This window comes from Pseudoalteromonas porphyrae, from assembly GCF_001298125.1.
Classification (GTDB): domain Bacteria; phylum Pseudomonadota; class Gammaproteobacteria; order Enterobacterales; family Alteromonadaceae; genus Pseudoalteromonas; species Pseudoalteromonas neustonica.
On sequence record NZ_LHPH01000008.1, the window covers coordinates 101582 to 115952 of the forward strand.

The 14371-nt window shown below is 40.3% G+C and carries 13 protein-coding genes and 1 pseudogene; 8 read left to right on the plus strand and 6 right to left on the minus strand.

Annotated features, from left to right (window positions below):
* Positions 1 to 7 precede the first annotated feature (7 nt).
* Positions 8 to 103: pseudogene (locus ADS77_RS22135) on the minus strand (beta-eliminating lyase-related protein); the annotation flags it as partial.
* A complete protein-coding gene (gene rlmF, locus ADS77_RS09195; RefSeq protein ID WP_054454021.1) occupies positions 100 to 1047 on the minus strand; it encodes a 23S rRNA (adenine(1618)-N(6))-methyltransferase RlmF in 948 nt (315 codons plus the stop codon). The gene rlmF and the pseudogene ADS77_RS22135, both read right to left, overlap by 4 nt.
* Before the next feature lie 268 nt (positions 1048 to 1315).
* Here rlmF and ADS77_RS09200 point away from each other — a divergent pair, with 268 nt between their 5' ends.
* Complete coding sequence (locus tag ADS77_RS09200; RefSeq protein ID WP_054454023.1) at positions 1316 to 2215, plus strand: alpha/beta fold hydrolase; 900 nt, start codon at positions 1316 to 1318, stop codon at positions 2213 to 2215.
* Here ADS77_RS09200 and ADS77_RS09205 read toward each other — a convergent pair.
* The 3 genes from ADS77_RS09205 to ADS77_RS21620 form a co-directional block, all read right to left on the minus strand.
* Positions 2193 to 3635 carry a tetratricopeptide repeat-containing sulfotransferase family protein gene (locus ADS77_RS09205; protein WP_054454024.1) on the minus strand — a complete coding sequence of 481 codons (1443 nt, stop codon included), beginning with the start codon at positions 3633 to 3635 and terminating at the stop codon, positions 2193 to 2195. The genes ADS77_RS09200 and ADS77_RS09205 overlap by 23 nt on opposite strands.
* A gap of 85 nt (positions 3636 to 3720) precedes the next feature.
* Positions 3721 to 6372: a TonB-dependent receptor plug domain-containing protein gene (locus tag ADS77_RS09210; RefSeq protein WP_054454025.1), complete on the minus strand. Its 2652-nt coding sequence runs from the start codon at positions 6370 to 6372 to the stop codon at positions 3721 to 3723.
* A 323-nt stretch (positions 6373 to 6695) separates the two neighbouring features.
* On the minus strand, positions 6696 to 6851 hold the full coding sequence (locus ADS77_RS21620; RefSeq protein ID WP_082355650.1) for an oxidoreductase-like domain-containing protein: 156 nt from the start codon (positions 6849 to 6851) through the stop codon (positions 6696 to 6698).
* 150 nt (positions 6852 to 7001) lie between these two features.
* Here ADS77_RS21620 and ADS77_RS09220 point away from each other — a divergent pair, with 150 nt between their 5' ends.
* Together ADS77_RS09220 and ADS77_RS09225 are read left to right on the plus strand one after the other, a co-directional pair.
* Positions 7002 to 7427 (plus strand): hypothetical protein, encoded by a 426-nt coding sequence (locus tag ADS77_RS09220; protein ID WP_054204989.1) that lies wholly within the window; start codon positions 7002 to 7004, stop codon positions 7425 to 7427.
* 94 nt (positions 7428 to 7521) lie between these two features.
* Positions 7522 to 8883: a leucyl aminopeptidase family protein gene (locus ADS77_RS09225; RefSeq protein ID WP_054204988.1), complete on the plus strand. Its 1362-nt coding sequence runs from the start codon at positions 7522 to 7524 to the stop codon at positions 8881 to 8883.
* A gap of 156 nt (positions 8884 to 9039) precedes the next feature.
* On the opposite strand, the gene ADS77_RS09230 is transcribed toward ADS77_RS09225, so the two are convergent.
* Positions 9040 to 10119, minus strand: coding sequence for a ketoacyl-ACP synthase III (locus tag ADS77_RS09230; protein WP_054204987.1), 1080 nt, complete (start codon positions 10117 to 10119; stop codon positions 9040 to 9042).
* Positions 10120 to 10272: 153 nt separating this feature from the next.
* On the opposite strand from ADS77_RS09230, the gene ADS77_RS09235 reads away from it, so the two are divergent.
* The 5 genes from ADS77_RS09235 to ADS77_RS09255 all read left to right on the plus strand — a co-directional run bounded on the left by ADS77_RS09235 (position 10273) and on the right by ADS77_RS09255 (position 14366).
* Positions 10273 to 11586 carry a metal-dependent hydrolase family protein gene (locus ADS77_RS09235; protein ID WP_054454029.1) on the plus strand — a complete coding sequence of 438 codons (1314 nt, stop codon included), beginning with the start codon at positions 10273 to 10275 and terminating at the stop codon, positions 11584 to 11586.
* A gap of 8 nt (positions 11587 to 11594) precedes the next feature.
* Entirely contained in the window at positions 11595 to 11999 is a 405-nt protein-coding gene (locus ADS77_RS09240) for a DUF4440 domain-containing protein (protein ID WP_054204986.1), read from the plus strand.
* A gap of 58 nt (positions 12000 to 12057) precedes the next feature.
* Positions 12058 to 13302 (plus strand): sensor histidine kinase, encoded by a 1245-nt coding sequence (locus ADS77_RS09245; protein WP_054205067.1) that lies wholly within the window; start codon positions 12058 to 12060, stop codon positions 13300 to 13302.
* A complete protein-coding gene (locus ADS77_RS09250) occupies positions 13299 to 13832 on the plus strand; it encodes a response regulator transcription factor (protein WP_054454031.1) in 534 nt (177 codons plus the stop codon). The genes ADS77_RS09245 and ADS77_RS09250 overlap by 4 nt, the downstream gene beginning before the upstream one ends.
* 129 nt (positions 13833 to 13961) lie before the next feature.
* Positions 13962 to 14366 carry a DUF1761 domain-containing protein gene (locus ADS77_RS09255; protein ID WP_054454033.1) on the plus strand — a complete coding sequence of 135 codons (405 nt, stop codon included), beginning with the start codon at positions 13962 to 13964 and terminating at the stop codon, positions 14364 to 14366.
* Positions 14367 to 14371 lie beyond the last annotated feature (5 nt).

Here is a 14371-nt window from a genome sequence, read left to right on the forward strand (position 1 = left end):
CCCTCAGGTTTGAGTATACATCATCCCCCAGAGGTGCATTGAACATCACGTTACGCATTGCATCGCAAGGTCTTGTGACTGTATCAGAACGAAAATCGATCATGGTGTCTCCATGGGTGTAAATTCTTGGCAAATTTCTTTGCGAGTTGCTTCGTCAAAATAGCTCCAAGCAATAAATCGACTTACTTTTTGACCTTGAGCCATTTCAATTATTTTAACATCTGCAACTGGGTGCTTAGCGAGTTCATTTTGCAGTGTTACCAAAGTTTCTTTTTTAGACACCAATGATGTAAACCACAGGCACTGCTCTGCAAATAAAGCACTTTCTGTGATCATGGTCGTAATAAATTGTGCTTCACCGCCTTCACACCATAGTTCGTTATTTTGGCCACCAAAATTTAAATTAGTTGTCGGGGTTTTGCCCAAATTACGCCATTTACGATCACTGCCTTGTTTCGCTTCTTGTTCGCTGGCATGAAATGGTGGGTTACATAGTGTTAAATGAAATAAATCTTTGGCATTGATAATGCCCTGAAAAATATGCTCAGGCTGTTTTTGAACTTTCACAGTGATTTTACGATTATTAAACTGCACTATTTGTTTGGCTAATTTTACAGCCGCAGGATCAATATCGCTGCCTGTCATGCTCCAGTTATACTCGTGGCTTGCAAGTAATGGGTAGATAATATTTGCGCCGGTACCAATATCAAGCGCTTTTACTTGCCGACCTTGTGGGATCGCGCCCTGGTTGTCGGCGGCTAATAAATCAGCTAAGTAATGGATATAATCAGCGCGTCCAGGGACTGGTGGGCATAAGTTATGCTCAGGGAAGTCCCAAAAGTCGACCTTGTAATATGCTTTTAGTAGCGCTTGGTTAAGGGTTTTGACTGCTTTATTATCACTAAAATCAATACTCTTTTCGCCATACTGAGTGAGTGAAACAAAGACATTTAATGCAGGTTCAACCGTTATAAGGTGATCAAAGTCGTAACCTTGGTTATGGCGATTTCGTGGATGTAGTTTGGCTTTTTTAGGCACTGATTTCATTATTGATAGCTAGCAGAGTAAACAGGTTGATTAGTTTAACAGATATTTATTTTAAGGTGTAAATATCCCTAAGCCGCCCCAGTATACAAAATTCATCATTTCATCGGGGACTTAATATCAAGGTCTTACTTTACAATCAATGCCTTGTCTAAATTGCTTTTAATTCCAATGACGTTCGCATCTTGAGGTCATTTGGTATACATGCTTATATTAGCGTGTATTTACTGGTAGGATGAGTTGGGCTTTAAAAATAATAATAGGTAATTTGATGACAATTAAACAAGAGTCGGTTTTTATTAAATTAGCCGACCAACAAACGTTGCATTTACGACGTATATATAACCCAAATAGCCAAGGCCCTGCAGTGTTATTTGTGCATGGTGCAGTTGAAAATGGCAAGATTTTTTATACACATAGTAATAAAGGATTGGCTCCATTTTTAGCTGAGCAAGGTTATGTTTGTTATGTGGCTGACTTACGTGGTCGAGGCGAAAGTAAACCGGGTATTTCAAAGCATGCGCATTATGGTCAAACAGAGGCGATTACCGAGGATATACCCGCTTTTATAGATAAAATAGCTGAACTAGAAGGCAAGCCACCAGCATATTGGGTTGCTCATTCGTGGGGAGGCGTATTGATGAACAGCGTATTTGCTCGATTTCCGCACTATATTGCGGATGTTAAAGCGTGTGCGTATTTTGGTACTAAACGCTCATTGTATAATCATCACCCTAAAAAGTACTTTCAAGGGAATGTTATTTGGTATTTTTTAGCGCCAATTTTAGCTAACAAGCATGGCTACTTACCGGCTAAAAAACTTAAATGGGGCAGTGATGATGAGACTAAAAAGTCACACTATCAAAGTATGCAATGGGCAAAGAAAAAACCGTGGATTGACTCTGATGATGGCTTTGATTACGGCGCGGCTGTGAGTGAGATGCACTTGCCACCGACACTGCATATTGCAGGTGTTAAAGATAAGGCGCTTGCTCAACCTATTGATATTCAAAAGTTCATTGATGAGTCAGGTAAAGGCGTGCAAGACTTACGTATTTATGGGCGTAAGCACGGCCATCAATTTGATTATGATCACATTAATATGCTGACTCATCCTAACGCAAAAGCGGATCAATTTACCGATTTAGTTAATTGGTTTGCTGCGTATTAAGCAATTGACGCAACGGGGCTTCAAAACGTTTCCAACGTTCAACGGCCTTGTTATTTAAGGGCTGGCGTATTGCGTGTTTACTTAGTGTGGAAACTGGTTTTTTAGATTTATAAAAATCCAGACATTGGGGCTCAAAATTACAGCCTAAAAATCCAAACAATTGACTGAGCTGTTCTTTCGGGTTGCTAACTAATTGCTCGTACTCAAGTGTAAAAATCGCATTGGGTAGAGCATTGTGCCAATGTGCCATAAGTGTTTGGTAAAGATCATAGTAAGTTTTAAACTCAGGTACTGAGCAAAAATAAGGCTCATTTTCTGCAAAGTAGTTACTAAATACAGACCAAACGGTGGCGTTAAAATCACGTTTTAAATCAATAAATTTGGCATTGGGGAATAAGCGCTTAATGAGTCCTAATGATTGATAATTAGCTGGTAGTTTATTGACCATAAAAGCGCGGATTGGCTTCGCTTGTTTAAGCCTATTTGTATAAATAGCACGGCCTTGTTCAATTAATGTGGGGGTTAAGGCTGTTAAACATTCTGGGTAGGGAAGCTTCGTTTGTTGCTCAATAAACGCCACGACATGATTACTGATACTGGTATCTTCGCCAATACTGGCAAACTCACTATGACTTGCTAAAATTTGCTCAAGTAAGGTTGAGCCGGATCTCGGCATACCAATTATAAACACCGGTGTAATAGTGCCTTTAAATCCTTGTTCTATATTCGTAAACAAGGGAGCTGGATTATGCGCAATAATTTGCTGATAAAATGCGGTTAATTCATCTGTATTAAAATCACTTAGCTGGCGTTGTAGCTTATTTGCAAGGGTATAGTAATTGGTTGCTTGTTCAATATCATCTAGTTGATCGTAGCTTTTTGCTAATGCGTAATAGCAGATCATTTTTAAGTGTAGGTTATTTGTTTGCGTTAAAAGATGATGCAAATTACTGGTATAATTATGTTGCTTATCAAATCGTCCTAATTGCACTAATTCAAGTAAAATATACGCTGTAACTGGGTAGAGCCCAAGGCTGAGGGCTTGCGCAAAAGTGGTGTGTGCTTTATCAAGCTCCCCATGGGTTAAGTAATGCTGGGCAAGATAATAGTGTGGCTCAGGATTATGACTTGCCAATGCTTTCGCGTACTCAAGTACTTTAAGTGCATCATTGGGGGAGTTTACGCCGTTAAATGCGTCCGCTAAGGCATGCAATGGCTCAAGCATGTTTGGCAATCGTTCACAGGATCTTTGTAGTAAATATACTGCGGCATCAAAACGTTCTAACCTAAGTGCAATACGGCCAAGGCCAAACAAAGCTTCACCGTTTTGGGGATCCGTATCGAGTAAGGTTTTAAAGTGAAATTCAGCTTCTTTTAAACGGTTGTCGGCAAGTAATTGGTTGGCTTTTTTTAGCAGCATACATTATAGCTATTTGTTTTTTAGTTACTATAAAACGAAAAAGGCGAAATGTCTTGAGCATTTCGCCTGCGTCTTTTAACTTTGTTTAAAAAGTATAAGTTGCTTTAACGTAGTAAAAACCACCATTAATACCAAATGGCGATGTTTCGTAGTACTTACCACCCCAGTTATTGTTAGGAGCGGCAGTAAAATCCAGCTCTTCAGCATCTTGATCTAATAAGTTTTGTGCACCGACTGACAAACTAATTGAATCATTTACAAAGTAGGTTACTTCGGCGTCAAGTGTTACAGCAGCATCCGCTGTTTTTGCCGTTGCATCGTAATCAACATGAACACCTTGGTATTCACCAAAGTAATTTAGGCGGGTAAACGCAGAGAAACTTTCCCACTGTTGTGCCCAGCTTAGCGTTGCACGATGATTTGGCAAGTCGTTTTCTAGTCGGCTTACTTTAAATGCGCCTGTAATATCACTAGAGCGTGTTACTTCCGTCTCATTCCAGTTGTAGGCTAAGCTAAAGGTTGAACTACCATTAAGTAAATCTGCAGAGTAGTTTGCTACTAAATCAATACCTTGTGTTGTAGTGTCAAAGTCATTAGTGAAGAAGCTTACTTGGGCAAGGCTTTGCACATTAGGAACACCTGCTGCATCTAATACATCTTTATCTGCTTGACTAAGTTCTATTTTTTCAGACTGGCTAATACGATCATCCACTTTGATGTTGTAATAATCTACTGTGAAGAACAAATCACCCATAGTGTAAACAGCACCAAATGTATAACTATTTGACTCTTCTGGTTGTAACTCGGTTCCGCCTTTAAGTATTGCAATAGGGTTTGTTGGTGGTAATAAAGCTGAATCAACCAATACGCCGCTGCTTAAATTTGTTTGTACATTACTGACATTTGCTTGGCCAACAGTCGGAGCGCGAAAACCTGAGCTAATTGACCCTCGTATATTAAGGTCTTCAGTTACGTGGTATTGAGCAGTTAGCTTATAGTTAGTTGTTGAGCCAAAAGAGTCATAATCTTCATAACGAAGTGCTAAGCCCATTAAAAAATCTTCAGTAAAGGGGGCTTCTAAGTCAACATAAGCGGCGTAGTTACGACGAGTGTATTCGCCAGCATCCGAAGGTTTAAAGCCCGGAAAGCCGTTTGAGCCAATACCAAAGCCTTGATCAGTATAAGGGCCTGCTGTAAATGATGCTACATCGCCAGAGGTAACAGTAAAGGTTTCTTCATGCCACTCTAAACCGCCAGCTACATTCAGGTCATACGCTAAACCAAAATCAAAACCTTTAGAAAGGTCAAAGTTAAAGTTTTTCTCAAGTTGCGTGTATTTACCCGGGCTAAAATCTCTTGGGCTATCTAAGCCTAAGGATGCGTTTAATGTATCGTAAATGAAGTAGCGAGATTCATTAAAGCCAACGGTACCACTTAAGTCATAAAATGCACCTTCAAGATAACCACCGGTAAATTCGCCTTTAGTACCGATAGTTAACGATGTATCAGTAATGTTACCGCCAAAGTTAGGCGTAAACCCACCAGGAATAGTTTCATTAAATGCAAAACAGTTTGCTGCAGTAAGAGAGTCGATTGCTGCTTGATCGGGTGCACCATTTTCTTGAAGTTCAACAAGTGGACAGGCTAACTGTTGATCATAGCCATCAAGTGAGCCAACTAAAACCGTTGGCGTTGCAGCATCCCATGCTTTTTGGCCTTCAGGATTATCATCGCCAGGGCGGCGCATATTAGTACCATTGACATCGCGAATAGTACCGCCATAAACGCCAGGTCGGGTAGTAGGGTTACGATAATAAAAGCCACCTCGAACATCACGTTCTGAGTAGTTACCAAACATATAGAATTCAGAGTCATTTGTAAGCTCTAAGCCTACATTACCAAATATTGAAATATCATCGTTAACTTCAGGAGCTCCCCAAACTTGAGTTAAAGGCGCAATACCTTGAACCCCAGCGACCGCAAGTGCTGCAGCGTCTGGACGCTGCACTGAGCGGCTAGTCGCATCCGATGTTTTATATTGAAAGCTTAAGTTTGCAAAACCGTTATCAGTAAATGGTAAGCCAATGTTACCAGAGACTTGTGTTGTATCGCCGTCACCTTCGTAATACTGGCCTTTGCGAACTTCTAGGCTACCACCTTCAGAGGCGTCTTTGAGTACAAAGTTCATTACACCTGCAATCGCGTCAGAACCATATTGAGCCGCAGCACCGTCACGCAGTACTTCAACTTGTTTTAGTGCAATGCTAGGGATAACTGAAATATCAGCACCTTGTGCGCCATCATTAATACCGCCGCCTAAAAAAGCAATAACCGATGCACGGTGACGACGTTTGCCGTTAAGTAAAATTAATGTGCTATCAGAAGGCAGGCCACGTAAATTAGCAGGACGAACAAGTGATGCAGCATCACTGATAGGCATTGAATGAACGTTTAAAGAAGGGATGGCACCTTTTAGCAGCTCGAGCATATCGGTATTACCTGATTTGCCAAGTTCTTCGCCACCGATAATATCGATAGGTACTGGTGAATCACCAATTGAGCGCGGTGCAGAACGAGTTCCTACCACGGCGATTTTTTCTACATTTTTGTTAACTTTGGTTTTCTCACTCTGATCAGCTTCGGCAGCCATCACAGAACCAGACATAAATAAGCCTGCTGTTGTTGTCGCTAGTGCGAACTTTACTGCGTGCTGCAGCGCATTACTTTTAAATTTCATTCTGACTTTCCCCGGTTAGAATTAGATTGTTTAGTTATATTTATTTCGCAAAAATCCATAATGATGAAATTTCGACGCTAATAAGTTATACATACGGTTAATGAATTTTGCAAATCGTTAATATAATGTAATTTTTTTTGGTTTCGTATAGAGGAAAATTGAAAGTAAACTTACCTAACTGAAAATAAATGCTTTTTTTTGAAAAGGAAAGATGAAGTGGTTGAAAATTAAGCTGTTTATGAGGTCAAATGTTAAAAAATAAATTGTATATGTTGTTTTTATGACATCATATTGAATTGATTTAGTAGGAGATTTTAGTCTTGCTAGCTAAAATTCTGTTGCCACTGTTTTAATTTATCTCTGTATTCATCCCATACACATGGACAGCAACTCCCCCCACCACAACATTCATCAGGTGCTGGCTTTTGTGGCTTTGGTTGTTCACTTTGTGGCTTGGGCGCTGCTTTAGTTTGTTGCATTATATTCACTAGTTGATATTGGAGATTTAAAAAGAAACTATTATAGCGTATGAGCCCATTTTTGATAGCAAACACTTCTTTTTTCAAATATATATACGACTTATTAAATTGTGCTTTGTTAAGTGCTTAGGCTATGTGAGAATAGAGTTTATGCGAATATATAAAGTTATTCACCGAGCTCCTGTGCGGGTGGCAAAAATTAGTAAAAAGCGCCAACAGTTGCGTTTTAGGCGCGCTATGGTGGCTTTAAAACTTGCTTTGGCACAAGAGAAGCAAGAAACGAAAGAGATGCTTACAATTTACCGGCGTTACACCCAAGGAGATGTAAGTAAAGAGGATTTACAAAAAGCAAATGCACAATTTGTTGATATTCTTAAAGGGTTAGGGCTTGGTGTGTTTGCTGTTTTACCCTTTGCGCCTATTACTATTCCTTTGGTTGTTAAATTAGGACAATGGGTGGGTGTTGATGTTTTACCGAGTTCTTTTAATATTAATAAACCGATTAAAGAGATAGATAAACAGATTGCCTTAGAAGATGCTGAGGCTAAAAAGCATGAGACAAATGTAAAAAAATAATGCCAGCGAGTTAAATGGATAGTTATCAAGCTATACCTTTTAGGATTAGATATTGGTATGCTTGTTCATTATATTATTTTAAATGAGTCATTTAATGAGCGCATTAATTCGTCATAGTTCCTCTGGTATACCCTTATCTTTCATTGTTAAAAATGGCTTAGCTGAATGGCAAGAACAACAGCCGATTTTTTTACAAAATTGGTTAAACAGTTGTGATTTTGAGAAACAAGGCCTCGCTTTAGTTGTTAATCCACAAAGTGGCGCATTAAGCCATGTTTATTGTTTAGTACATAGTATTGATGATTTCTGGTTAGCTGGAGATCTTGCAAATAAGCTACCTGCTGGCACTTACCAAATACAAGAATGTGAGCAACAACTAGAACAGATTGCACTTGGTTTTATGTTAGGCGGCTATGAGTTTAGCGAATATAAAGAAAAAAGCGCAGTAAAAGCACAATTAGCAATTGCAGATGAAGTGCTATTTGAACGCTTAAAGCAACAAGCTAATGCTATTTATTTGGTTCGTGATTTAGTGAATACACCCGCCGCAGACATGATGCCGCAGCATTTATCGCAAGTAATGGCGGATTTGGCACAAACCTACGAAGGTGAGTTTAGCGAGTGGGTTGGCGATGAGTTACTAGAGCAAAACTACCCAACAATTCATATGGTTGGACGTGCGAGCGAGAATAAACCACGATTACTTGACCTACACTGGGGTAAAAAAGATGCTCCTTTGATTACGTTAGTAGGTAAAGGTGTATGTTTTGACTCGGGTGGGCTTGATTTAAAACCAAGCTCAGGTATGCGCAACATGAAAAAAGACATGGGCGGCGCAGCGCATGTTATAGGATTAGCTCAGCTTATTATGGCAGCCAATTTACCGGTGCGATTACGTGTGTTAGTGCCCGCTGTTGAAAACGCAGTGTCACGTAATGCATTTCGCCCAGGGGATGTGATTAAAACGCGTAAAGGGATAATGGTCGAAATTGATAATACAGATGCCGAAGGGCGCTTAGTATTATGTGATGCACTTACTGAAGCCCAAAATGATGATCCAGAGTTGATTGTTGATTTTGCTACGCTAACGGGTGCTTGCCGTGTTGCTTTAGGGACCGAGTTACCGGGTTTTTTCTCAACTGAGCGTGATGTTGCTAACGGTATAATTGATGCAGGTATGCATGTGAGTGATCCTGTATGGCAATTACCCTTATTTGAGCAGTATAAAAGTTTGTTAAAAAGTGACGTAGCTGATATGGCTAACTGTGCCAGTGTTCCATTTGGTGGTGCAATAACCGCAGCTTTATATTTAAAAGAATTTGTAGAGCCGAAAACGCCATGGGTACATTTTGATGTTATGGCGTGGAATATTCGCTCATTACCGGGGCGCCCAGTTGGCGGTGAAGCTTTAGGTATTCGTGCGGTATTTAACTACTTACAAAACCGTTTTAAGTAATTAAAGTAATTAAAGTAATTAAAGTAATTAAAGTAATTAATGAGCTTTACGATGGTGCTTAGGCATTTATCGTAAAGCTCATTAATGCTGTTTAGGTAACTATTTAGCGATACTTTTTATCGCTACTTTTTATTGATATAGTTACCGACAGCGTGGTTATTTGCGATCGGTACCTTCGCATGCTGCTACAGCGGGTGCAATTAGCTCTAACCCTGTTTTATCACATGGCGGTAATACGGCATCACTGATGGCAATCGGTTCTACACGCTTACCCCATTTAATATAACTTGCAGCCCACGTTAAACCTGCTCCAAATGCAGCAGACATTATATTGGCATGTGGTTTTATTAAACCTTGCTCTACAGCTTCACATAATGCGATTGCAATGGTTGCCGCTGATGTATTACCGTATTCACCAATGTTTACCATTACTTTTTCGTCAGCAACTTTTAAGCGCTGTTGAATAGCCTGAATAATACGTAAATTAGCCTGATGCGGAACAAGTACATCAATTTCATCAAGGCTTAAATCTGCTTGTGTTAACACATCATCGCACGCTTCGCTCATCCCTTTAACTGCACGTTTGAAAATCTCACGGCCTTCAAAGAGTAAGTCTGACGGGCCAATAGGCTGGTATTTATTTAAGTCGCTGCCACAGTTTCTAATGTGTAAAATATCACGATCTTCACTATCACAACCCGCTTTAGTAGCAAGTAGTCCAGCGGGTGACTCTGCAGCCTCAAGAACAACCGCTCCTGCGCCGTCACCAAATAATACTGCACTGTCACGACGTTCCCAGTTTATATACCAAGTCATCCGCTCAGCGGCAATAACCACTGCTTTTTTAATCATGCCTGCTTGTATTTGTGCTGTTGCTGCTTGTAGTGCATATAAAAAACCTGAGCATGCAGCATTTGTATCCATAGCTGCTGCACCTACGGCACCAATATTTTTTTGCACAAGCGATGCCGTATTAGCCACCATTGTAGAGGGGGTGCAGGTTGCGAGTATGACTAGGTCAATATCTTTAGCATCAACGCCAGCACAGGCAAGCGCATGTTTAGCTGCAACTGTTGCCAGTTCAGCAGTAGTAACATGGCTTACTCTGCGGGCTTTTATCCCAGTGCGCGAGGTGATCCATTCATCATTAGTATCAACAATTTGGCTAATATCATCATTAGTGATACGAGCCGGTGGAATGCATTTACCCCAACCAGTTATATGTGCGTAAGTCATTATGTGTTCTCTTTAAATGGTCAGAAATCTTTCATCTATGGTGTGTTTTATACCAAAAACCCAGCTACAAGACTAGGTCATAGGTCTGTTACATCGTAAATAATGGTAATTACACGTTAATTACGGTAATGGTAGTTGAAAAAAGAGGCAAACATGAAACAAAAACTATTAACTACACTCGCAACTTTGAGCTTAACGCTACTTTCACCGCAAAGTATTGCAACAGATACCACCGTTATATATGCGGGTTCCGTGTTATTAGGGGCGAAGCAAACACTTGAAAAACAGCGCACCATAATAATTAAAGACAACATTATCACAGACATTGTTAAAGGCTTTCCAAGTGTTGTCGAACTTAAATTACCTGATGCGCATGTTTTTGATTTAAAAAATCAGTTTGTGCTGCCAGGGCTTATTGATATGCATGTTCATGTAACTTTTGAGCGTGATGCGACAGTTAACCCGCATCAATGGCTAACTGAATATGAAGCTGATAACGCGCTGCGTTCGATAAAATATTTAAAACGCAGTTTAGATGCTGGGTTTACATCGGTACGTGATTTAGGAGGGAATTATAAAGTTATTTTTCCGCTTAAGCGCGCAGTAGAACGAGGTGATATTACAGGGCCACGAATTTTTGCTGCGGGAAATGCAATAACAGCAACCGGCGGACATGGCGACTTACATGGTTACCGTAAAGAAGTAAGTGATGTAATGACGAGCAGTTTAGGCGTGTGCAATGGTGCCGATGATTGCCGCCGAGCTGTACGAAATGTCATAAAAAATGGCGCTGACGTGATCAAAATCACAGCAACAGGTGGTGTGTTGAGTAATACTGCCGCGGGTGTTAATCAACAATTAAGTGATGATGAACTGGCTGCAATAGTCGATACTGCACACCATTTAGGGCGCAAGGTCACAGCTCATGCCCATGGAACGCAAGGTATTAATGCGGCGCTAAAAGCAGGTGTTGATTCAATTGAGCATGGCTCTTATTTAACAAAAGAGAGCATGGAACTATTTAATAAAACCAACGCGTATTTAGTGCCAACATTATTAGCTGGTGCAACGGTGAGTAAAGAGGTGCTTAGTAATCCAAACATGCCAACAGCCATTGCTGACAAAGTACGCGAGGTCGCCCCTAAAATGGAAGCCTCATTTAAGCTGGCACTTAAAAACAAGGTTAACATTGCATTTGGAACTGATTCAGGCGTTTCTCGTCATGGGCTTAATGCGGATGAGTTTGTGCTGTTAGTTAAATATGGAATGAGTGAAAAACAGGCTATTATGTCAGCAACGGTTGATGCAGCAAAGTTACTTGGCCAACAAGACAGGCTAGGGCAGTTGAGTGTTGGTAAACAAGCAGATATCATCAGCGTAAATGGCTCACCTCTTGATGACATAACGACATTAAAAAATGTGCAGTTTGTGATGAAAGCAGGCAACGTATATAAAAACCAATTGTAAGGTACATCATGGGCAGCAAAATAAAGGCATCATTGTTTAATCATTTAATTGATGCAGAACGACAATTACTTGATCCAGAAGTCCGCCAATCAGAGCAAGCTTTGGACGCGTTATTAGACGATGATTTTATCGAAATTGCTGCCAATGGGACTGTTTTTAATAAGTACCAAGTGTTAACACGATTGCCGACAGAGGTTGTTCCGCAATTTTATAATCAACACTTTAAAGGGCGTATGCTTAGTGATGAAATCGTACAGCTAAGCTATCAAGCTGCTTATCGGCGCTCAGCGCGAGCTGAATTTAATTACTCATTACGTATGTCGTTGTGGCGCTTAACCGATGGACATTGGAAAATGGTTTTTCATCAAGGCACTCCCTGTGCTGTTTTTAGTATTTCGATGGATGACGATTAAACACCACTACTCTTTTATTTGCTCAAAAACTCCTTAGGCAAAAAATATGGCATTTTTAATGCGCACAGATCCTGCTATTAGTCGTTTGCTGATGTTACGCAGTGGCGCAATTGTAATTCAGCTCATCGCGGTTATTGCCGTATACTTTTTATTAGGTCATCAAATAGCATTACTGCCTTTGCTGGTGGTTATTTCGCTAGAAGCCGTATTTCAGATTTTAAGTGTTATTGCTTATCGTAATGTTGGTAAAGCTAAAGAGCTTGGGATGTTGATGCAGCTTACGGCTGATGTACTTTTTTTAGCTGTCTTACTCTCCTTTAGTGGCGGGGCAACAAATGCGTTTGTATCGTTATTATTATTACCTATTATGATTGCAGCAGTGAGCGTAAGCGCTAAAGGACTTGCATATATAGCCATGCTAGCAATTGCCGCATACAGTATTTTATTATTTAAAATGCCACAACACACTATGCATCATATGGATATGACCAGTCACTTTATCGGGATGTGGGTTAACTTTGTCATAAGCGCCAGTGTTATAGCACTGGTAGTCGGGGCAATGAACCGTGCACTACATTCAAGAGAACGCATTATTGCCAGCACCCGCGAAAAACAATTAAGAGCAGAGCAGCTTGTAACTCTCGATGGCGCAGCTGCGCAAATAACTCATCAATTAGCAAGTCCAATAACAAACTTACAATTACTGTTTGAAGAATTAATTGATGAGCAACCCGATAACCCAATTGTTGCCGATATGCAGCAACCCTTACAGCAATGCACTAATCAGTTGAGCAATTTTAGACGGCTATCAGAGCAGCTAAGATCTCAAGGCAAAACAGTTTCAATGCCCTTATCTAGCTTAGCTGAGCAAATACAAGATACGATGTTGTTACAATACCCTAGTCAACAACTAATATGGGAAAATGAAACACCACAATACACGGTTATCAGCGATGCAATGTTGTTACCTGCCATTTTAAATCTGCTTCAAAATGCGGTAACAGCAAATCAGCAAACAGCAAAACAAACAATCACATTAAGTTGGCAGCTATTTCCGCAAAAACAACCTGTTGCGATTAATTTATCAATTCGAGATTTTGGTAAGGGCTTTACAGCAGATCAATTAAGCGAGCTAGGAGGCCAACTTATGCCCAGCGAAACAGGTATGGGAATGGCAGTGCTACTGTCAAATGTGACGCTTGAACGCCTGCAAGGATCATTAACGTTATTTAACCACCCTCAAGGCGGCGGTGTAGCGAAAGTTCAATTAGCAATAACGGCAAAACAAGAGGCCGTTTTATGAAGTTACTTATCATAGAAGATGATATTAATTTAGCAAATACGCTCGCGCGCGGCCTCACCAAACAAGGATTTAATTGCGAAAAAGCGCACGATAGTCACAATGCGTTACTCGTTGCAAAAACGTTTTTACCCACTCATATATTATTAGATATGAAATTAGCAGACGACAATGGTTTAACGTTGATTTCACCGTTGCGTAATATATTACCGAATTCTCACTTGGTGTTACTGACAGGGTTTGCAAGTATAGCAACCGCCGTTGAAGCAATGCGTTTAGGGGCTAACGACTACCTAACTAAGCCGGTCGATATGCTGACTTTAGTTAAAGCGCTAAAAGGTGTAAGCGATGCTATTTCTGACCTACCAGTGGATCCTGCAACGACGGTTATGTCTACAGAACGCTTACAATGGGAGCATATTCAGCAAGTTTTACACAGTAATCAGGGGAATGTATCAGCCACTGCGCGCCAACTTAATATGCATAGGCGTACACTACAACGTAAGTTACAAAAAAAGCCCGTTCAAAAATAAAAGTGCTGTCAAATGAGAAAACCCTGAATATTTCTTCTTTATAAGCGCCGCTACTGGTTGCTGCTTCGGCTATTATTAACTACAGTGAAATAATAATCACTTTTTGTGCAGTTAACATGAGTTGTATTTATGGATTTTTCTCAATTAAATATTTTAGCAATCCTACTAGCGGCATTATCAGCCTTTATGCTTGGTGGCATTTGGTATTCACCTTTACTCTTTCAACGAACTTGGATGGAAGGTTGCGGGTTAACAGAGTTAGATTTGAAAGACTCTGATCCAAAATGGATTTTTGGCGGCAGTTTTGTTTTATCTTTATTTATGGCGTTTAGTTTATCGTTATTTATTGGACCGCACCCCACACTTGGAGTGGCCGTTGGCGCTGGTTTTGCAATAGGCATTTGTTGGGTGAGTAGTTCGTTCGGGATGAGCTATATTTTCGAACAGCGACCACTTAAGTTATTTTTAGTAAACAGCGGCTATCATGTTTTGCAATTTACTTTAATGGGCTTAGTGTTGGGGATGTGGCCTTAAACTGT

What these genes read in the sequence shown, in the direction of transcription:
- ADS77_RS09210 (WP_054454025.1), bottom strand. Translation starts at nt 6,372, where the DNA reads ATGAAATTTAAAAGTAATGCGCTGCAGCACGCAGTAAAGTTCGCACTA.
- ADS77_RS09200 (WP_054454023.1), top strand. Translation starts at nt 1,316, where the DNA reads ATGACAATTAAACAAGAGTCGGTTTTTATTAAATTAGCCGACCAACAA.
- rlmF (WP_054454021.1), bottom strand. Translation starts at nt 1,047, where the DNA reads ATGAAATCAGTGCCTAAAAAAGCCAAACTACATCCACGAAATCGCCAT.
- ADS77_RS21620 (WP_082355650.1), bottom strand. Translation starts at nt 6,851, where the DNA reads ATGCAACAAACTAAAGCAGCGCCCAAGCCACAAAGTGAACAACCAAAG.
- ADS77_RS09245 (WP_054205067.1), top strand. Translation starts at nt 12,058, where the DNA reads ATGCGCACAGATCCTGCTATTAGTCGTTTGCTGATGTTACGCAGTGGC.
- ADS77_RS09220 (WP_054204989.1), top strand. Translation starts at nt 7,002, where the DNA reads ATGCGAATATATAAAGTTATTCACCGAGCTCCTGTGCGGGTGGCAAAA.
- ADS77_RS09205 (WP_054454024.1), bottom strand. Translation starts at nt 3,635, where the DNA reads ATGCTGCTAAAAAAAGCCAACCAATTACTTGCCGACAACCGTTTAAAA.
- ADS77_RS09255 (WP_054454033.1), top strand. Translation starts at nt 13,962, where the DNA reads ATGGATTTTTCTCAATTAAATATTTTAGCAATCCTACTAGCGGCATTA.
- ADS77_RS09250 (WP_054454031.1), top strand. Translation starts at nt 13,299, where the DNA reads ATGAAGTTACTTATCATAGAAGATGATATTAATTTAGCAAATACGCTC.
- ADS77_RS09230 (WP_054204987.1), bottom strand. Translation starts at nt 10,119, where the DNA reads ATGACTTACGCACATATAACTGGTTGGGGTAAATGCATTCCACCGGCT.
- ADS77_RS09235 (WP_054454029.1), top strand. Translation starts at nt 10,273, where the DNA reads ATGAAACAAAAACTATTAACTACACTCGCAACTTTGAGCTTAACGCTA.
- ADS77_RS09240 (WP_054204986.1), top strand. Translation starts at nt 11,595, where the DNA reads ATGGGCAGCAAAATAAAGGCATCATTGTTTAATCATTTAATTGATGCA.
- ADS77_RS09225 (WP_054204988.1), top strand. Translation starts at nt 7,522, where the DNA reads ATGAGCGCATTAATTCGTCATAGTTCCTCTGGTATACCCTTATCTTTC.